The 18,649-nt window shown below is 73.2% G+C and carries 15 protein-coding genes; 4 read left to right on the top strand and 11 right to left on the bottom strand.

Features of this window, described 5'->3' with window-relative positions; genetic code table 11:
* Positions 1–286 precede the first annotated feature (286 nt).
* From ACFOSY_RS07005 to ACFOSY_RS06975, 7 genes are all read right to left on the bottom strand, one after another.
* Positions 287–1,255, bottom strand: coding sequence for an N-acetylglucosamine kinase (locus ACFOSY_RS07005; RefSeq protein WP_394305855.1), 969 nt, complete (start codon positions 1,253–1,255; stop codon positions 287–289).
* Positions 1,246–2,502 carry a 6-phospho-beta-glucosidase gene (locus tag ACFOSY_RS07000; RefSeq protein ID WP_394305854.1) on the bottom strand — a complete coding sequence of 419 codons (1,257 nt, stop codon included), beginning with the start codon at positions 2,500–2,502 and terminating at the stop codon, positions 1,246–1,248. Before ACFOSY_RS07000 ends, ACFOSY_RS07005 begins: the two co-directional genes overlap by 10 nt.
* Positions 2,503–2,507: 5 nt before the next feature.
* A complete protein-coding gene (locus tag ACFOSY_RS06995) occupies positions 2,508–3,353 on the bottom strand; it encodes a carbohydrate ABC transporter permease (RefSeq protein ID WP_394305853.1) in 846 nt (281 codons plus the stop codon).
* Complete coding sequence (locus ACFOSY_RS06990; RefSeq protein ID WP_394305852.1) at positions 3,350–4,297, bottom strand: carbohydrate ABC transporter permease; 948 nt, start codon at positions 4,295–4,297, stop codon at positions 3,350–3,352. Before ACFOSY_RS06990 ends, ACFOSY_RS06995 begins: the two co-directional genes overlap by 4 nt.
* Positions 4,298–4,301: 4 nt before the next feature.
* Positions 4,302–5,639, bottom strand: a complete 1,338-nt coding sequence (locus ACFOSY_RS06985; protein ID WP_394305851.1) for an ABC transporter substrate-binding protein — start codon at positions 5,637–5,639, stop codon at positions 4,302–4,304.
* Positions 5,640–5,689: 50 nt separating this feature from the next.
* A complete protein-coding gene (locus tag ACFOSY_RS06980) occupies positions 5,690–6,904 on the bottom strand; it encodes an ROK family transcriptional regulator (protein WP_394305850.1) in 1,215 nt (404 codons plus the stop codon).
* A 360-nt stretch (positions 6,905–7,264) separates the two neighbouring features.
* Positions 7,265–8,350 carry a mechanosensitive ion channel family protein gene (locus tag ACFOSY_RS06975; protein ID WP_394305849.1) on the bottom strand — a complete coding sequence of 362 codons (1,086 nt, stop codon included), beginning with the start codon at positions 8,348–8,350 and terminating at the stop codon, positions 7,265–7,267.
* Between the two features lie 313 nt (positions 8,351–8,663).
* Here ACFOSY_RS06975 and ACFOSY_RS06970 point away from each other — a divergent pair, with 313 nt between their 5' ends.
* Positions 8,664–9,200 (top strand): HNH endonuclease, encoded by a 537-nt coding sequence (locus tag ACFOSY_RS06970; RefSeq protein WP_006133642.1) that lies wholly within the window; start codon positions 8,664–8,666, stop codon positions 9,198–9,200.
* A gap of 48 nt (positions 9,201–9,248) precedes the next feature.
* Here ACFOSY_RS06970 and ACFOSY_RS06965 read toward each other — a convergent pair whose 3' ends face one another.
* Together ACFOSY_RS06965 and ACFOSY_RS06960 are read right to left on the bottom strand one after the other, a co-directional pair.
* A complete protein-coding gene (locus tag ACFOSY_RS06965) occupies positions 9,249–9,404 on the bottom strand; it encodes a hypothetical protein (protein ID WP_394305848.1) in 156 nt (51 codons plus the stop codon).
* 49 nt (positions 9,405–9,453) lie between these two features.
* Complete coding sequence (locus ACFOSY_RS06960; RefSeq protein ID WP_394305847.1) at positions 9,454–12,330, bottom strand: beta-N-acetylglucosaminidase domain-containing protein; 2,877 nt, start codon at positions 12,328–12,330, stop codon at positions 9,454–9,456.
* Positions 12,331–12,597: 267 nt separating this feature from the next.
* Between ACFOSY_RS06960 and ACFOSY_RS06955 the strand changes: the two genes are divergently transcribed.
* From ACFOSY_RS06955 to ACFOSY_RS06945, 3 genes are all read left to right on the top strand, one after another.
* Positions 12,598–12,894, top strand: coding sequence for a hypothetical protein (locus ACFOSY_RS06955; RefSeq protein ID WP_394305846.1), 297 nt, complete (start codon positions 12,598–12,600; stop codon positions 12,892–12,894).
* Position 12,895: 1 nt separating this feature from the next.
* Complete coding sequence (gene malQ / locus ACFOSY_RS06950; RefSeq protein ID WP_394305845.1) at positions 12,896–14,977, top strand: 4-alpha-glucanotransferase; 2,082 nt, start codon at positions 12,896–12,898, stop codon at positions 14,975–14,977.
* Positions 14,978–15,068: 91 nt separating this feature from the next.
* Complete coding sequence (locus ACFOSY_RS06945) at positions 15,069–15,344, top strand: hypothetical protein (RefSeq protein ID WP_394305844.1); 276 nt, start codon at positions 15,069–15,071, stop codon at positions 15,342–15,344.
* A 97-nt stretch (positions 15,345–15,441) separates the two neighbouring features.
* On the opposite strand, the gene ACFOSY_RS06940 is transcribed toward ACFOSY_RS06945, so the two are convergent.
* Positions 15,442–15,954, bottom strand: a complete 513-nt coding sequence (locus ACFOSY_RS06940; RefSeq protein WP_394305843.1) for a MarR family winged helix-turn-helix transcriptional regulator — start codon at positions 15,952–15,954, stop codon at positions 15,442–15,444.
* Positions 15,955–16,026: 72 nt separating this feature from the next.
* Positions 16,027–18,609, bottom strand: coding sequence for an aminopeptidase N (pepN, locus tag ACFOSY_RS06935; RefSeq protein ID WP_394305842.1), 2,583 nt, complete (start codon positions 18,607–18,609; stop codon positions 16,027–16,029).
* Positions 18,610–18,649: the final 40 nt, after the last annotated feature.

Below are 18,649 nucleotides of genomic sequence, written 5' to 3'. Positions count from 1 at the left end.
TGCCGTGTGGTGGCCGGAAGTTCCGGCCGCCGCACCCCACCCTGCCCAGGAACACGCCCGGGAAATCCGTTCGGTTCCGGGAGGTTGTGCCCGGCGGCAGTGGGGTGCGTGGCTCCCTCGTGGGGGGTGCGCGCCGCGCCTACGGGGGGTGGGGGGTCGGGGCCGCGGCGGGGGTGCCCGTCCTCGGTCTGGCGCGATTGTGTTCCTTGCATGGTGCAGGGCGCGGACGCGCCGGCCGCTGCGGGCGGGCACCCCCACCCCGTCCCCTTCCCGCCGTACGCGGCACTCAGCTGTAGTGCGCGCGCACGCGTGCGTGTGCCTCCGGTGGGGCCGCCACGTCGTCCAGGCCGAGGAGGGCCGCTCCCAGGACCGGGCGCGCCGTGACGACATGGGGTACGGCCTTGGGAGCTGTGGTCGCGAGGCGGGTGCGGATGCCTTCGGTGAGGAGGGGGTGGTCCGCCGCGAGGACGCTGCCTCCGAGGAGGACCGGGGTTTCCTCGTCGAGGAGGTCCAGGCGCGTGAGGGCCACGGTGGCCATCGTGACGATCTCGGTGGCCTGTTGGTCGATGATGCCGCGGGCCGTTCGGTCGCCCTCGGCCGCCGTGGCGAAGAGGACCGGCGTCGCCTCGTGACGGCGGTGGAGCGGGATGCGGTTGAGGTGCAGGGCCTCGATCAGGGCGGGCATGTCGGGCACGCCGAAGTGGGCGGGGAGGGTGGTCGCCAGGGCCGTCGGTTCACCCCGGCCGTCCGCCGCGCGTGCCGCGTGCCACAGGGCCTCCTCGGCCAGGGCCCAGCCGCCGCCCCAGTCGCCCGAGAAGCGGCCCAGCGCGGGGAAGCGTGCCGTACGGCCGTCCGGGCGCATCCCTACGCAGTTGATGCCCGCGCCGCACACGACGGCGACCCCCCGGGGTTCCTCGACTCCGGCGCGGAGGATGGCGAACGTGTCGTTGCGGACCGTGACCGTGTCCGACCAGGCGCGGGAGGCGAGGGCCGCGGTGAGTTGCTCCTCTTCGACGGGGAGGTCCGCGTTGGCCAGGCAGGCCGAGAGGTGGGTGACCTTCGGGGTGCCTGCCGATTGGAGGGCTTCTGTGATGGGTGTGGTGAGGGTCGCCATTGCTTTGGCCAGGCCTTCTGCGGGTGGGCGGAAGCCGCCTCCTCTGGCCGTGGACAGCACCGTGCCGTCGGGGGCGATCACCGCCACGTCCGTCTTGCTGTTGCCCGCGTCGACGGCGAGGACGGCTGCGGTCAGGCCCACGTGAGGTGCTCCCGGTTGTGCCCGATCAGGGTGTCGGTCAGGCGGTCGGCGTACTCGTACTGGCCGATCAGGGGGTGGGCGAGCAGGGCGCGGAAGACTCGGTCCCGGCCGCCGTGCAGGGCTGCCTCCAGGGCCAGGTTCTCGTAGGCGGTGACGTTGGCGATGAGGCCGCTGAAGAGGGGGTTGAGGGGTTGCACGGGGAGGGGGTTCGCTCCCTTCGGGGTGATTGCTGCGGGGACTTCGATGATCGCGTCGTCCGGGAGGAAGGGGAGGGTGCCGTTGTTGCGGGTGTTGACCACTTGGTGCTGCGAGCCCGCGTTGCGCAGGAGGGCTGCCGCCAGGTCCACCGCCGCTTCCGAGTAGTACGCCCCTCCACGCTTCGCCAGTAGGGCCGGTTTTTCGGCGAGGGTGGGGTCCGCGTAGAGGGTGAGCAGTTCCTGTTCCATGCGGGCCACTTCGGCCGCTCGGCTGGGTTTCGTTCGCTGTTCGCGGACCACCTCGTCGTGCGCGTAGAAGTAGCGGAGGTAGTACGAGGGGACCACGCCCAGGGTGGTGAGGAGGGGGAGGGGAAGGCGGAGGTCCGCGGCGATCGTTTCGCCGTGGTCGGCCAGGAGGCGGGGGAGGACGTTCTCGCCGCCCACGTGCACCGCCGTTTCCCAGGTGAGGTGGTTGAGGCCCACGTGGTCGAGCGCGACCTCTTCGGGCGCCACGTTCAGCAGGGCCGCGAACTTGCGCTGGAGGCCGATCGCCACGTTGCACAGGCCCAGCGCCTTGTGGCCGGCCTGGAGCAGGGCGCGGGTCACGATGCCCACGGGGTTGGTGAAGTCGATGATCCACGCGTCGGGGTTGGAGCGTCGGACCCGGTCGGCGATGTCCAGGACCACCGGGACCGTGCGCAGCGCCTTGGCCAGGCCGCCCGCGCCGGTGGTCTCCTGGCCCACGCAGCCGCAGTCGAGGGGCCACGTCTCGTCCTGGAGGCGCGCCGCCTGGCCGCCGACGCGGAGTTGCAGAAGAACCGCGTCGGCGCCGTCCACCGCCGCGTCCAGGTCGGTGGTGGTGGTGATGCGGCCCGGGTGGCCCAGGCGGTCGAAGATACGGCGGGACAGCGGGCCGATCAGGTCCAGGCGGTCGGTCGCCGGGTCGGTGAGGACCAGCTCCGTGACGGGCAGGACGTCCCTCAGCCGTGCGAAGCCGTCGATGAGTTCGGGGGTGTAGGTCGAGCCTCCGCCGACCACGGTGAGTTTCATGCGCGTTATCCCTTGACTCCGGTGAGGGTGACGCCCTCGACGAACGCCTTCTGTGCGAAGAAGAACACGAGGATGACGGGGGCCATGACCAGAACGGTCGCGGCCATGGTGAGGTTCCAGTCGGTGTGGTGGGCGCCCTTGAAGGACTCCAGGCCGTAGGAGAGGGTCCAGGCCGCCGGGTTCTCCGAGGCGTAGATCTGCGGGCCGAAGTAGTCGTTCCAGGCGTAGAAGAACTGGAAGAGGGCCACTGCGGCCACTGCGGGGCGGGACATCGGGAGGACGACGCGGAGGAGGGTGCGCAGTTCGCCGCAGCCGTCGACCCTCGCCGCGTCCAGGTACTCGTCCGGGATCGTGGTCAGGAACTGGCGCAGCAGGAAGATCGAGAAGGCGTCGCCGAAGGCCATGGGGATGATCAGGGGCCAGAGGGTGCCGGAGAGATCCAGCTGCTTCGCCCAGAACAGGTACATCGGGATGATCACTACCTGGGGCGGCAGCATCATCATCGCGATGACCAGCATCAGGGTCGTATTGCGGCCGCGGAAGCGGAACTTGGCGAGCGCGTACGCCACCGGGATCGACGAGACCACCGTGAGCAGGGTGCCGAGGCCGGCGTAGAGGAGGGTGTTGCGCCACCAGGTCAGAAAGCCGGGGGTGTTGAGGACTTCCGTGTAGTTGCCCCATTCCCAGGTGCGGGGGATCAGGGCGCGGGTGAGCGCCTGTTGGTCGCTCATCAGGGAGGTGAGGACCACGAAGACGAACGGAAGCGTGAAGAAGAGGGCCGCCGCGATGCCCAGGGAGTGGACGGCGATCCAGTGGAGGGCCGCTCGGCGGCGGGCGGTGTGGACGGTCATCGCGGGTCACCTGCCTGGACGAGTCCGCCCCGGCGCCTCATCAGCAGCGCGGTGAACGCCATGGCGAGGGCGAAGAGGACCAGCGCGACCACGCAGGCGGCGCCGTAGTCGAAACGCTGGAAGCCGAGGTTGTGGACGAGCTGGGGGAGGGTGAGCGTGGACTTGTCCGGGTAGCCCGGCTCGAACTGCTGGCCCGAGCCGCCGATCACCCCGGAGGCGACCTTCCCGGCGACGAGGGGCTGCGTGTAGTACTGCATCGTCTGGATGACGCCCGTGACCACGGCGAACATCACGATGGGCGAGATGTTCGGCAGGGTGACGTACCGGAAGCGCTGCCAGGACGAGGCGCCGTCCAGCTCGGCCGCCTCGTACTGCTCCTTCGGGACGTCGAGCAGGGCGGCCATGAAGATGACCATCAGGTCCCCGACGCCCCACACGGCGAGGGCGGTGAGCGCCGGCTTGGACCAGGTCGGGTCCGTGAACCAGCCCGGGGCCGGGAGGCCCAGGTCGTCGAGCACCGCGTTGACGGGGCCCGTGCCCGGGTTGAGGAGGAAGACGAACGCCAGGGTGGCGGCGACCGGCGGGGCGAGGTACGGGAGGTAGAAGAGGGTGCGGAAGACGCCCACGGAGGTTTTCAGTTGGGTGACCAGGAGGCCGATGCCCAGGCCGAACACGACACGGCAGGTGACCATGACGAGGACCAGCCAGAGCGTGTTGCGCAGGGCCGGCCAGAACAGCGGGTAGTCCTGGAAGACGTAGGTCCAGTTGTCCAGGCCCCGGAACGTGGGGGTGCCGAAGCCGTTGTACTTCATCAGGGAGAAGTACGCGGTGGACACCAGCGGGTAGGCGAAGAAGACGCCGAACCCGATGAGCCACGGGGCGAGGAAGGCCGCCGTCCGGAGCGCCGAGCGGCGGCGTTTCGCGCGGAGGGTGTGCCCGGACATCGGGCTACTTCGCCTGCTCGATGTCGCGGTCGATCTGCGCGGCGGTCTTCTCCAGGCCCGTTTTGAGGTCCTTCACCTTGCCGGACTCGTACTGGTAGCCGAAGTCCTGGAGCGTCGTCTGGTACGTCGAGCCGTTGACGGACGCGGGCGGGGTGTTGGACCCGGGGTGCCGGGCGATGTCCAGGAAGGTCGTGAAGGCCGGGTCCGTCTTCAGGTCGGGGGACTTCAGGGCCGCGAAGGTGGACGGCACGTTGTGGATGGCGTTGGCGAAGGAGACCACCGCCTCGGTGTCGGTCGTCATGTACTTCACCAGCTCCCACGCGGCGTTCTGCTTCTGGCTCCGCGGGGCGATGCCCATGATCGTGCCGGACAGGAAGCCCTTGCCGTACTCGTCGACCTCGTCGTCGGCGACGGGCAGCGGCGCCGTGCCGATCTCGAAGTCCACGCCGGCGTCCCGCACCATGCCCAGGCGCCACTCGCCGTCGAGCTGCATGGCCACCTGACCGGTGTGGAAGGGGTGTTCGGCGCCCCACTCGTCGCCGAAGGTGTTGCGGTACCGCTCCAGCTTCGCGAAGCCGCCGAGGTCGTCGACGAGCTTCTTCTGGTACGTGAACATCTCGGCGAACGCCGGGTCCTCGGCGACGTTCGACGAGCCGTCGGCGGCGAAGTAGGCGTGGTCCCACTGGGACATGTAGTGGTCGACCACCGTCTCGTAGCCGTGGTAGTTCGGCATGAAGCCCAGTTGGTCGTAGGTGTCGCCCTTGGGCTTCGTGAGCTTCTTCGCGACCTCGGCGAACTCGGTCCAGGTCTTGGGGGGTCGGGTGATGCCCGCCTTCTCGAAGGCGTCCTTGTTGTAGTAGAGGCCGTAGGCGTCGCCGAGCAGGGGGAGGGCGCAGCGGGTGCCCTCGAACTGGGTGTAGTCCAGCATCGGCTTCGGGATCGTCGCCTCGAGGTCCAGCTTCGACTTCTCGATGAACGGCTTCAGGTCGAGGAAGGCGCCCGAGGAGCAGAACGTGCCGACGTTCGACGTGGTGAAGGAGGAGACCACGTCAGGGCCGTTCGAACCGCCCGCGCGCAGGGCCTGGTTGAGCTTGTCGTCGTTGATGTTGCCGACGACCTTCACCGTGATGTTGGGGTGCGCCTTCTCGAAGCGGTCGACGACCTGCTGGACCGCCTTCACCTCGGAGGGCGCGCTCCAGCCGTGCCAGAAGGTGAGGGTCGTCCTCGCGTTCGGGTCGTCGGTGGCGCCGGAGTCGGACTGGCCGGTGCAGGCGGTGGTGAGCAGGGCGAGGGAGGCGGCGGTGGCCAGAGCGAACGTCGCTTTTCTGGATATTCCGGGCATGGCGAAGCTCCCTGAGGGGCGGGGTGGTGTGGGACGGAGGTGGGGCGGGGTCAGCGCGAGGTGTCGAAGACCTCGTCACGGGTGGCCGCGAGCGCGCTCTCCAGCGCTCCGCGCAGCACGGGGTGTTCACGGACGCCGGCCGGCACGAGCCGCGGCCGGGAGGCGGCCAGTTCCGCCAGCTCGCCCTGGACTAGTTCGCGCAGCGGCTCGCCGCCGGCGGTGAGGGCGGTGCCGCTCAGCACCACGAGCGCGGGGTCGAGGACGGCGACCAGGGAGGCCAGGCCGGTCGCCAGACGGGTGGCGTAGGTGCGCAGCAGCGTGCGGTGCGGTTCCTCGTCGGGGCGGGCCGCGGCGCGCTCGAGCAGCGCGGCCGCCACCTCCACGTACGGGCCCTGCGGGACGTCCTCGACGCCCAGCTCGCGGGCCAGCCGGGGCACCGCCTGGGCGCCGGCCAGCTCCTGGAAGCCGCCGCTGTTGGCCTTGGTGACCTGGCGGACCAGCGGGGTGCCGGGCACCGGCAGGAAGCCGACCTCGCCGGCGCCGCCGGTGAAGCCGCGGTGCAGCCGGCCGCCCAGCACCAGGGCGGCGCCCAGGCCCTCCTGGTTCCACAGCAGGACGAAGTCGCCGTGGTCGCGGGCCGCGCCGAGACGCTGCTCGGCGAGAGCGGCCAGGTTGACGTCGTTCTCGTACTCGCACGGCATCGGCAGCGCGGCCGCCAGCTCGTCCAGCAGCGTCGGGGAGTGCCAGCCGGGCAGGTGGGAGGCGTACCGCAGCCGGCCGGTGTTCGGGTCGAACGCGCCGGGAGTGCCGATCACCGCGCGGTGGACGTCCGCGCGGGTCAGCCCGGCCGCCTTCACCGCGCCGTCCAGGGCGTCGGTCACCTGTCGGACCACGGGCACGGCGGGGCGGCGGCCGGGGGTGGGCAGTTCGTGGTGGCCGACGGTACGGCCGGTGAGGTCGGCGACGGCCGCGCGGATCCGGTGCGGGTTCACGTCCAGCGCGGCGGCGTACGCGGCGGCCGGGTTCACGGCGTAGAGCTGGGCGTTGGGGCCCGGGCGGCCCTCGGTGGTGCCGGTGGCGAGGACCAGTCCGGCCGCCTCCAGACGGGCCAGGAGCTGGGAGGCGGTCGGCTTGGACAGCCCGGTGAGCTTGCCTATCCGGGTGCGGGACAGTGGGCCGTGCTCCAGCAGAAGGTCCAGGGCGGCCCGGTCGTTCATGGCGCGCAGGACGCGCGGGGTCCCCGGCGTGCCGGCTGTTCCTGCCATGAGCGTGCACCACCTGCCCTTCGTCGACTGCCCAGCCTCTCAGCGGACGGTCCGGGATTCCATCCCGGGGCTGTCTCAAGAGACTGTTAGGAAAGTTTCCTGTCGATGAGGAGGAAGGTAAGCCCGACGCGGAACAGGCGTCAAGGGTCAGCGCCCCTTGGGGGACCGGCGACCCCGTGCCCCACAGGGACGCGGAGGATGAGGCACCTCAGGGGCGCGGGGAACTGCGCGAGGGGGGGGCCGGGGGCGGAGCCCCCGAACCCACCCGCACCCGGCCGTGGGGGGGAAGCACCCCTCAGGGGCGCGGGGAACTGCGCGAACGGGGCCCGGGGGCGGAGCCCCCGAACCGCCGGCACGGGCCTACTTCGTGGTGTTGGCCCCCGGCAGGGGCGACGCCGCCATCGACTGCGGTGAGACGGAGCTGGCGTACGCGGACGGCGCGGCCATCCCGGCCGCGGGATCGGACGCCGGCGCGTCCTCCGTGGCCGTCGCACCCCCGACAATACGAATACCGTGCGCGTCGAACGCCCGCTTGATCCGCCACCGCAGCTCCCGCTCCACGGTCAGCGACTTCCCGGGCATGGTCTTCGCGGAGACCCGCACCACCATCGAGTCCAGCAGCACCGAGTCCAGGCCGAGCACCTCGACCGGGCTCCACAGGAGCTCGTTCCAGGGCTCCTCCTTGCTGGTCCGCTCGGCGACCTCGCTCAGCACGGTCTTGACCCGGTCCAGGTCCTCGTCGGAGCGGACCGTGACGTCCACGTTGGCGGTCGCCCAGCCCTGCGAGAGGTTCCCTATCCGCTTGACCTCCCCGTTGCGGACGTACCAGATCTCGCCGTCGGCGCCGCGCAGCTTCGTCACCCGCAGCCCGACCTCGATCACCTCGCCGGTGGCCACGCCCGCGTCGACGGTGTCGCCGACGCCGTACTGGTCCTCCAGGATCATGAAGACGCCGGAGAGGAAGTCCGTGACCAGGTTGCGGGCGCCGAAACCGATCGCCACACCGGCGACACCGGCCGACGCCAGCAGCGGCGCGAGGTTGATCTGGAAGGTGCCCAGCACCATCAGCGCGGCCGTGCCCATGATCAGGAAGGACGCCACCGAGCGCAGCACCGAGCCGATCGCCATGGAGCGCTGGCGGCGGCGCTCGGCGTTGACCAGCAGCCCCCCGAGCCCGCCGCCCTCCAGCGCCTGTCCGGTCCGGGACATGCGGTCGACCAGCTTGGTGATGGCCCGCCGCACGAGCACGCGCAGCACCGTCGCGATCACCAGGATCAGCAGCACCCGCAGCCCGATGGCGAGCCATGTCGACCAGTTCTCCTCGACCCAGCCGGCGGCGCTCGTGGCGCTCTCCTGGGCGTCCTGGAGCGACGGGACCCGTGGGGTCCCCGACTCCGCGGGGGTCGGTGAGGGGTCGGCGGCCGGCAGGGCGGCGGACAAGGACACGGCGGGTACCTCCAGGTGCACGACCGTCCCCGGTGCGGCCGTCAAGGCCTGCGAGATCACGAACAGGTCACCGGTGGGGACGGAACCACCACACTAACGGGGCATTGTGAGCGGATCGCCGGGATGTGTGAAGAAGAGACCGCGCTCACCCGCGCGTGAACAGGCCATGATCCTGGGGATGTATCGGGTGTGGTCGAAAACACTCCCAGCCCGTTACCGGGACATGGTGGCGCGTTCACCAGGCATGAGGGGAAACTGACTACGGATCGTCCCGGCGCGAGCCACGCGCCGCCGGCGTACAAGGAGGCCGTCCGTGCCGCATGTCCTGGTCCTCAACGCGTCGTACGAGCCGCTCGGCGTCGTACCGCTCCGCCGCGCGCTCGTGCTCGTCCTCGAGAACAAGGCAGTCTGCCTCGAGGAGACCGGCGCCTATCTGCACAGTGCGACCGTCACCGTCCCCGCACCCAGCGTGGTCCGGCTCAAGCGTTTCGTGCGGGTCCCCTACCGGGGGCCCGTCCCACTCACCCGCAGGGCGCTGTTCGCCCGTGACGGGGGCCGGTGCATGTACTGCGGTGGCGTCGCCACCAGCGTCGACCATGTCATCCCGCGCAGCCGCGGGGGCAAGCACGTCTGGGACAACGTGGTGGCGTCCTGCCGCCGCTGCAACCACGTGAAGGCCGACCGCCACCTCTTCGAACTGGGCTGGCGCCTGCGCCACAAGCCCGCCCCGCCGACGGGCCTGGCCTGGCGCATCATCGGCACGGGCCACCGGGACCCCCGCTGGCTGCCGTACCTCCAGCCGTACGGGGCCGACGACGCGCTGGCCCGTATCGACGGCATCTCGGCCTGACGGGGCCTCCCGGCGCCGGCCCCGTGAGGGCGGTGCCGGGAGGCCCCGTCAGGCGGCCACGCCCTTGTCGCGGAGCAGGGCCGTGTACGCCGCCTCGGCCGCGCGCCCCTCCAGGGTGCCCGGCGGGGTGTGACGCAGGAACGCCCCGGTGTCGCCGTGATGCGGGATCCGGCCGCCGTGCGCCGGCGCCCCGGCGATGCCCACGCGCCTCAGCCGGCCCCCGGACAGCTGACCGGCGCGTTCGCCGGCCCGATCAGTCCGCGACCGCGTACGCCTCCACCGACCACAGCGAGTACCCGTACCGGGTGGCCCGCTGCTCGCCCTGGACGCGGATGTGGCGGACGTCCGGCTCGTCCATGCGGAGCGTCTCCCGGCCGCCGCGGCTGTCGTGGACCTCCGCCGCCGTGCGCCAGGCGCGGCCGTCCGCGGAGACCTCGACGCGGTACGCCGAGGCGTGCGCGTCCTGCCAGTGCAGGTCGATTCTGCCCAGCCGCACCGGGCGGTCCAGCTCCGCCTGCCACCACGCGTCGTCCTCGGCCGGCGACGACCAGCGCGTGGCGGGGTCGCCGTCGTTGGCGGCGGAGGCCGGGAAGTCGGGCGTCTCGTCGGCCGAGGACCGGGCGCGGCCGGTGCGGGCCAGGTCGGGTCCGGCGACGGGCGGGACCGCGTCGACGGTCAGGGTGCGGGCCGCGCCGCCGAAGCCGAGCCGGACGTCGTAGGAGCGGGTGGGGGAGCCGGGCTTCACGGTCACCTCGACCGGCACCCGCACCGGCGTCCCGCGCGGCACGGACAGCGGCTCCTTCGGCACGCGTACGTCGACGCCCGCCGGCGCGTCCACGGTCAGCCGGTCCGTCACGTCCTCGGGACGGGCCGAGCCCAGGGTGACCGTCACCGTGCGGGTGCGGCCGATGTCGGCGTCGGCGCGGCCGTCGGGCAGCTCCACCACGGCGTCCGGCACGTCGGCGAACCACGGCACCACGTGCCGTACCCGCTCCGGGTCCGCGCCCACAACCCGGACGGCGTCCACCGGCTGCCCGCCCGCGCGCATTTCGGTTGCGCCCTCCGTGGCCAGCGCGCCGATCCGCCGCCAGGCCCCGCCGTCCGTGCGCACCTCCACCGACCCCGTGGTGCCCGGGTCGGTCAGCACCGTCACCGTGTCCAGCACCCGGGCGCGCGGCAGCCGCAGCGTGCCGCCGTCGCTCCCGGCGGGCGCCTCGGCGATGCCCGCCCAGCTCTCGTACGCGGTGCGCGCCCGGTCCAGGAACGGGTCCAGCACGCCCTCCGCGACCGTCACCCGCGCCGAATGCAGCTCCGTGCGCAGCGCCTCGAGCCGCCGGTACGCGGCCCAGGCGTCCCCCGCGTCCCCGGCCCGCTGGGCGCGCAGCATGTCCAGGGCCGCCGTGCCGGCCTCGCCGTAGCGGGCGAGGTGCCCGGTCCAGGGGGTGATCTCGTCGGACAGGGAGGTGCCGGACAGCCGGCCGGGCAGCTCGCGCAGGTCGGTGAAGGCGGCGCGCAGCCGCTCCGCCGCCGTGTCACCGGCGCCGCGCGAGGCGGGCCACGTGCGCCAGAACTCCTCCAGCGGCGGCCGCAGATACGCCGAGTCCGTGCCGCCGAGCACCGAGGAGGCCGTGTTGCGGGCGAGGGCGGTCAGCGCCTTCTCGCGCCGGCCGTCGCCGCCGGCCAGGTCGGCGATCGCGGCCCGCCAGGACTCCTGGGGGCGGTACTCGCGCGGGTTCCAGGCGAAGTCGGCGGCGGTGAAGAGGGGGATGCGCGAGGCCTCGGGCTGTTCCATCGCGTTGGCGAGCAGCGCGGCCGACCCTGCGGCCACGGCGGGCTCCCGGCCCTGGTAGGGGCCGAGGAAGAGCCGCTCGGGGGCGTAGTCGTTGACGGGGTAGTTGTCCATCGTCACCAGCGGATGCGCGAACACCTCCCGCGCCTCGGCCAGCTGACGGCCCGTGATGGTGCGGGGCACCACGCCGACGCCGGTCCACGCCACCTCGACGCCGCCGTCCAGCTCCCGCGCCAGCGCCCGCCGGTACTCGGTCGAGCCGTCCTCGTAGTACTCGGTGGGCATCAGGGACAGCGCCGGCGCGTCCGGGTGCCGCAGCGCCAGGTGCCGGGCGACCGCGTTGGCCACGTGCGCGTGGGCGCGGGCGGCCGCCTCGGGTCCTGAGCCGAACCGTTCGGCGTCCGCCCCGCAGTGCCACTCGCTGTAGCTGACGTCCTGGAACTGCACCTGGAAGGCACGGAAGCCCAGCGCCCACATGGCGTCCAGCTTGCGGGTCAGCGCCCGCAGGTCGTCGTCGGAGGAGAAGCACATCGCCTGTCCTGGCGCGACCGCCCAGCCGAGGGTGACGTGGTTGCGCGCGGCCCGCTCGGCCAGCTCGCGGAACTCCGCGCGCCGCTCGGCCGGGTACGGCTCGCGCCAGCGGGCCTGCCTGTACAGGTCGTCGCCGGGCGCGTACAGGTAGCGGTTCAGCTTGGCGCGGCCCATGAAGTCGAGCTGGCCGAGCCGCTGCCGGTGCGTCCACGGGGTGCCGTAGAAGCCCTCGGTGACGCCGCGCACGGCGGTGGCGGGCCAGTCCCGTACGACGGCGGCGGCGAGCGTGCCGTCGGGACGGACCAGGCGGCGCAGGGTCTGCACGGCGTGGAACAGGCCGTCGCCGTCCGCCCCGGTCAGGGTTACGAAGCCGTCGCCGGAGGTGAGCGTGTAGCCGCCCGCCGGGAGGGCGTGCAGGGGGTCGGCGGAGGCGCGTGCATGGCCCGCGCGCACCACGAGCGCCCCGTCGGGCACCGGTGCGCCGGGGTCGGTGAACCGGTGCGCGCCGGCCTCCCGCAGGACGTCCTTCAGCGCCTCCAGGGCGTACGGATCCGCTCCCCGCTCCGCGACCACGGCGACCTCCTCGGTCACCCGGACCGGGGCGCCGTTCGCGCGCAGAGAATGCGGGCGCGGCCACACCGGCGGAACGCCCGCGGCGGCCACGTCCGCCGGGTCGGCGGCGGGCGACCGGGACGGATCCGGTGCGGGCGCGGCCGTCGCGACGGGGGCGGCGCCCAGGGATCCGGCGAGCACGGCGAGTGCGAGTGCGGCCCTCCGCGCGGTCGCCGTTCTGCCACGCCACAGCTGCACGAGGCCCCTCCTGAATCCCCCGGGACCGGCCGGCCTACGACCGGCGGCCGTGTCCATTCCGTTACCGAGACGCCCCGAGCCCACCACTCCTGGAGTGAACGTGTCAATCAGAGGGGGTGTTGTGGCGCATTTGTCCCCCTGGGGAGTGAGAGTGCGGGGAGAGAATGTGACCAGGTTCACGTTGCACGTCTTTGTGCGTCTGCGCTCGCGTCCACTGGGTAGGGCTGCGAGATGACCCGCACGCCCGGCTCGACGAGGAGGCCCTTGGTGACCGCAGCGGCATACGTCTTCCCCCCGCTCCTGTCCAAACCCGTGGCGGAGCACTCCGCGCCCGAGGCGGAGCACTCCGCCCACGACCCGCACGACTGCTTCCTCGGCGCCGAGGGCACCGGCGCCGAGGCGCCTCTGACCAGCGAACCCCCGCTGCCCGACGCGGAACCCCTGACCAGCGAACCGCCGCTCGCCGACGCCACCCCGCTGACCAGCGAGTCCGACACCTTCTCCGACCCCTCGGACGCCGCGGGACTCGACTCCTTCCCGGCCCAGTACCGCCCGGAGCCCTAGCGTGACCGCGCCACGGCCGGACGGGACGCCCTCCGAGGCGCTGTCCCGGCTCGCCGCCCTGCACGGCGTCGCCACCTCCTACCAACCCTCCCCGGACACGACGGTCGCGGCCTCCGCCACCGCCGTCACCCGCGCGCTGGCCGCCCTCGGCGTCGACGCGTCCACCGACGAGGCCGCCCGCGCCGCCCTGGCCCTGCGCGAACAGGAGATCGCCGAGCGGCTGCTGCCGCCCACCGTCGTCGGCCGGGGCGCCCGCCCGCCCGAGGCGCTCGCCGCGCTGCCCGCCGGCACCCGGCTGGAGATCCGCACCGAGGACGGCGGAACGCACGCGTCCGCCGAGGACCTCCCATCCGGCGTGCACCTGCTCACCGCCACCGCCCCCGACGGCCGCACCGCCCGCGCCCACCTGATCGTCGCGCCGCCCCGGCTGCCCGCGGCCGAGGGCCGCTCGTACGGGCTGCTGGTGCAGCTGTACTCCCTGCTCTCCCGCCGCTCCTGGGGCATGGGCGACCTCGCCGACCTGGGTGAGCTGGCCGCCTGGGCCGGACGCGCGCTCGGCGCCGGGTTCGTCCAGGTGAACCCCCTGCACGCGGCCGTCCCCGGACCCCCGACCGACCCGTCCCCGTACCGCCCCTCCTCCCGCCGCTTCCCCGACCCCGTGCACCTGCGGGTCGAGGATGTGCCCGAGTTCGCGTACGTCGAGGACCGCGAGCGGCTGCACGCCCTGCTGGAGCGGGCGGCGCGGCTGCGGGAGGCGGTGCTCGGCAAGGGCGAGCTGATCGACCGGGACGCCGTCTGGGAGGCCAAGCGGGAGGCCCTCGAACTGGTGCGGACGGTGCCGCTCGGCCCCGGCCGCGCCGCCGCCCTGCACGCCTTCCGCGCCGAGCAGGGGCAGGCCCTGGAGGACCACGCCACCTGGTACGCGCTCGCCGAGGCGCACGGCCCCGACTGGCGCCGCTGGCCCGCCCCGCTGCGCGACCCCCGCTCGGCGGAGACCGCCCGCGCCCGCGAGGAGCTGCGGGAGCGCGTTGACTTCCACTCCTGGCTGGTCTGGCTCACCGACGCCCAGCTCACCGCCGCCCAGCGGGCCGCGCGGGAGGCCGGGATGCCGGTCGGGATCGTGCACGACCTGGCCGTCGGCGTGCATCCCACCGGCGCGGACGCCTGGGCGCAGCAGGACCACTTCGCGCCCGGCATGTCCGTCGGCGCGCCCCCGGACGCCTTCAACGCGCGCGGCCAGGACTGGGGGCTGCCGCCCTGGCGCCCCGACCGCCTCGCCGAGAGCGGGTACGCCCCCTTCCGCGACCTGCTGAGGGGCCTCTTCCGGTACGCGGGCGCCCTGCGCATCGACCATGTGATGGGCCTGTTCCGGCTCTGGTGGGTGCCCGAGGGCCGCCCGCCCACCGAGGGCACGTACGTCCGCTACGACGCCGAGGCCATGCTGGCGGTGCTGGTCCTGGAGGCGTCCCGCGCCGGGGCCCTGGTGATCGGCGAGGACCTCGGGACGGTCGAGCCCGGGGTGCGCGACGCGCTGCGCGACCGCGGGGTGTACGGCACGTCGGTGCTGTGGTTCGAGCGGGACTGGGAGGGCGACCGCCGCCCGCTGCCGCCGGAGCGCTGGCGCGCCGACTGCCTGGCCACGGCCACCACCCACGACCTGCCGTCCACCGCCGCCCGCCTCACCGGCGAGCACGTGGAGCTGCGGGACCGGCTGGGCCTGCTCACCCGCCCGCTCGCCGAGGAGCGGGCGGAGGCCGCGGCGGACGTGCGGGAGTGGCGGGAGCTGCTGGCAGGACTCGGCCTGCTGCCCGGCCCGGACCCCTCCCGGGAGGAGGCCGGGATCCAGGCGGTGTACCGCTACCTGCTGCGCACCCCCGCCCGCATGGTCGGGGTGTGGCTGCCGGACGGCGTCGGGGACCGGCGCCCGCAGAACCTGCCCGGCACCTGGGACCAGTACCCGAACTGGCGGCTGCCCGTCGCCGACGCCGAGGGGCGCCCGGTGTCCCTGGAGGACCTGGCGGCGTCCCCCCGGCTGCGCGCCCTGGCCGACGTGCTGCGCGCCGGCGCCCCGCCCGGCCCCTGACCGGCCGTTCCGCCCGGCCCCCGCCCGGCCCGCGCGCCCGTACGACACCCCGGGCGCGCGGCCCCCGACCGCGTTCGATACGTTGGGCACCGTGGACAAGAAGAACGCCCTGCGCGCCGGCGCCCTGGCAGCCGGTACGACGCTGATGATGCTGCTCATGTCGTCCCCCGCGCTCGCGCTCAACCGCGACGACGGCGACGACCCCGGCCCGGGCCTGAGCGTCATCGAGACGCTGGGCCTCTACGTCCTGCTCCCGGTCGGCCTCTTCGCGGTCATCGCCGGTCTTGTGATGGCGCTCGACAAGTCCCACCAGAAGAAGGACCCGACGAGTTCCAACATCCGGACCAAGGCGGAGTCCAACGCCTGACCCCGGACCCGCTCGCCCGAGCGGCCCGCACACGCTGTCCCGAAGGGCGCCGGCACCCCACCGGCGCCCTTCGGCGTGCCCGAGCGGGCCGGCGGGTTCATCGCTCGGTCGCGAGCAGCAACTCCCGCAGCAGGTCCGCGAGCTGCGCCGCCCGCTCCGGGCCCAGCGCGGCCAGCGCGCGCGACTGCTCGGCGGCGCCCGCGCCCACCGCCTCGTCGGCCAGCCGCAGCCCCTCCTCGGTCAGCGTGACCTGAAGCCCGCGCCGGTCGTGCGGGTCGGGGGAGCGGCGCAGCAGCCCCGCGCCCTCCAGCTTGTCGAGACGGCCCGTCATCCCGCCGGTGGTGAGCATCAGCCCGGCCGACAGCTGCCGGGGCGAGAGGGTGTACGGCTCCCCGGCGCGGCGCAGGGCGGCCAGGACGTCGAACTCGCCCCGGGAGATCCCGTACGGGGCGTACACCTGCTCGTGGCGGTCGCCCATGACGCGCGCGAGCCGGTGGATGCGCCCGAAGACCTCCATCCCGGCGGCGTCCAGATCGGGCCGCACCCGGGCCCACTGCTCGACGACCGCGTCGACGGCGTCCGCGCGGCGCGGCTCGGGGCGTGCGCTCATGGGGTGCCCTTCCTGGTCAGCGGCCGAGAAGGGGTGCCCGGCAGAACCGGGCGCCCCCTCGGAAACCGCGTGTTACGCGGAGGCCGACGCCGCCGCGTCCGCCGCCTGGGCGCGCAGGGCGCGCTCCACGCCCGCGCGGGACTCCGAGACCAGGCGGCGCAGGGCCGCGTTCGGCTCGGCGGAGGTCAGCCAGGCGTCCGTCCGGTCGAGGGTCTCGCCGGAGACCTGGACGCCCGGGTAGAGGCCGACCGCGATCTGCTGGGCCATCTCGTGCGAGCGGGACGCCCACACGTCCGCGAGCGCCTCGAAGTACTTCTCCGTGTACGGCGCCAGCAGCTCCCGCTGGTCGGTCTGCACGAAGCCGGCGATGACCGCCTCCTGCACCGCGTTCGGCAGCTTGTCGGACTCGACGACCGAGGCCCACGCCTCCGCCTTGGCCTCCTCCGTCGGGCGGGCCGCCCGCGCGGTGGCCGCGTGCCGCTCGCCCGCAGCGGTCCTGTCCCGCTCGTACTCGGCGGCGATCTCCGCCTCGTCGAACCGGCCCACCGCCGCCAGCCGCTGCACGAACGCCCAGCGCAGCTCGGTGTCGACGGCCAGGCCCTCCACGGTCCGCGTGCCGGCGAGCAGCGCCTCCAGCAGGTCCAGCTGCTCCGGGGTGCGGGCGGTCGCCGCGAAGGCGCGCGCCCACGCCAGCTGGTGGTCGCCGCCCGGCTCGGCGGACCGCAGGTGGGCCAGCGTGGCGTCGGTCCAGCGGGTCAGCAGGCTCTCGCGGGCGGCCGGGTCGGCGTACAGGTCGAGGGCGAGCTTCACCTGCCGGTGCAGCGACTGCACGACACCGATGTCGGACTCCTTGCCGACGCCCGACAGCACGAGCGAGAGGTAGTCGCGGGCGGGCAGCTCCGCGTCGCGGGTCATGTCCCAGGCGGAGGCCCAGCACAGCGCCCGCGGCAGCGACGACTCGAAGTCGCCCAGGTGCTCGGTGACGACGGCGAGGGACTGCTCGTCCAGGCGGACCTTGGCGTACGACAGGTCGTCGTCGTTGAGGAGGATCACCGCCGGGCGGCGCTTGCCCGCGAGCTGCGGCACGGCGGTCAGCTCGCCGTCGACGTCCAGCTCGACGCGCTCGCCGCGGACCAGCTTGCCGGTCGCCTCGTCCAGGTCGTACAGGCCGACGGCGATGCGGTGCGGGCGCAGGGTGGGCTCGCCCTTCGCGCCGGCCGGGAGCGCGGGGGCCTCCTGGCGGACGGCGAAGGAGGTGATGACGCCGGCGTCGTCCGTCTCGATCTCCGGGCGCAGGACGTTGATGCCGGCCGTCTCCAGCCACTGCTTCGACCACGCCTTCAGGTCACGCCCTGAGGTCTCCTCCAGGGCGCCCAGCAGGTCGGACAGGCGCGTGTTGCCGTACGCGTGGCGCTTGAAGTACGCCTGCACGCCCCGGAAGAACTCGTCCTCGCCGACGTAGGCGACGAGCTGCTTCAGCACGGAGGCGCCCTTGGCGTACGTGATGCCGTCGAAGTTGACGAGCACGTCGTCCAGGTCGCGGATGTCCGCCATGATCGGGTGCGTGGACGGCAGCTGGTCCTGGCGGTAGGCCCAGGTCTTCATCTGGTTCGCGAACGTCGTCCACGAGTGCGGCCACTTGGAGCCGGGCGCGTCGGCCTGGCAGGCGGCCTCGGCGAAGGTGGCGAACGACTCGTTCAGCCACAGGTCGTTCCACCACTCCATGGTGACCAGGTCGCCGAACCACATGTGGGCCAGCTCGTGCAGGATCGTGGCGGCCCGCACCTCGTACGCGGCGTCCGTCACCTTCGAACGGAACACGTACTGGTCGCGGATGGTGACCGCGCCCGCGTTCTCCATCGCGCCCGCGTTGAACTCGGGCACGAACAGCTGGTCGTACTTCTCGAACGGGTAGGCGTAGTCGAACTTCTCCTGGAACCAGTCGAAGCCCTGCCGGGTCACCTCGAAGATGGCGTCCGCGTCGAGGTACTCGGCGAGCGAGGGCCGGCAGTAGATGCCGAGCGGCACCGACCGGCCGTCCTTCTCGTACACGCTGTGCACCGAGTGGTACGGGCCGGCGATCAGCGCCGTGACGTACGTGGACAGGCGCGGGGTCGGCGCGAACTCCCACACGTTGTCCTTCGGCTCCGGCGTGGGGGAGTTGGAGATGACCGTCCAGCCCTCCGGCGCCCTCACCGTGAACCGGAACGTCGCCTTGAGGTCCGGCTGCTCGAAGGCGGCGAACACCCGGCGGGCGTCCGGCACCTCGAACTGCGTGTACAGGTACGCCTGGTCGTCCACCGGGTCGACGAAGCGGTGCAGGCCCTCACCCGTGTTGGTGTACGCGCAGTCGGCACTCACCCGCAGCACGTTGCGGCCCTGGAGCAGGCCGGGCAGGGCGATGCGCGAGTCCGCGAAGCGCTCGGCGGGGTCCAGCGACTCGCCGTTGAGGGTGATCTCGTGGACGGTGGGGGCCACCAGGTCGATGAAGGACTCCGCGCCGTCCTCGGCGACGTCGAAGCGCACCGTGGTCACGGACCGGTAGACGCCTCCCTCCTGCGCGCCGGAGAGATCCAGGTCGATCTCGTACGCGTCAACGGTCAGCAGCTTCGCCCGCTGCTGCGCCTCTTCGCGAGTCAGGTTTGTGCCAGGCACGCGGTCATCTCCTCGATATGTGTGGGTTGCGCCATCCTTC

It is taken from the genome of Streptomyces lusitanus, assembly GCF_042647945.1.
Lineage (GTDB): Bacteria > Actinomycetota > Actinomycetes > Streptomycetales > Streptomycetaceae > Streptomyces > Streptomyces pseudogriseolus.
Note: the sequence above shows the minus strand (reverse complement) of the source record. Positions and strands in the feature narration are given on the sequence as shown.

Excerpts from the sequence above, each read along its gene's own strand:
- ACFOSY_RS07000 (WP_394305854.1), bottom strand. The coding sequence starts at position 2,502 with ATGAAACTCACCGTGGTCGGCGGAGGCTCGACCTACACCCCCGAACTC.
- ACFOSY_RS06995 (WP_394305853.1), bottom strand. The coding sequence starts at position 3,353 with ATGACCGTCCACACCGCCCGCCGCCGAGCGGCCCTCCACTGGATCGCC.
- ACFOSY_RS06990 (WP_394305852.1), bottom strand. The coding sequence starts at position 4,297 with ATGTCCGGGCACACCCTCCGCGCGAAACGCCGCCGCTCGGCGCTCCGG.
- ACFOSY_RS06985 (WP_394305851.1), bottom strand. The coding sequence starts at position 5,639 with ATGCCCGGAATATCCAGAAAAGCGACGTTCGCTCTGGCCACCGCCGCC.
- ACFOSY_RS06980 (WP_394305850.1), bottom strand. The coding sequence starts at position 6,904 with ATGGCAGGAACAGCCGGCACGCCGGGGACCCCGCGCGTCCTGCGCGCC.
- ACFOSY_RS06940 (WP_394305843.1), bottom strand. The coding sequence starts at position 15,954 with ATGAGCGCACGCCCCGAGCCGCGCCGCGCGGACGCCGTCGACGCGGTC.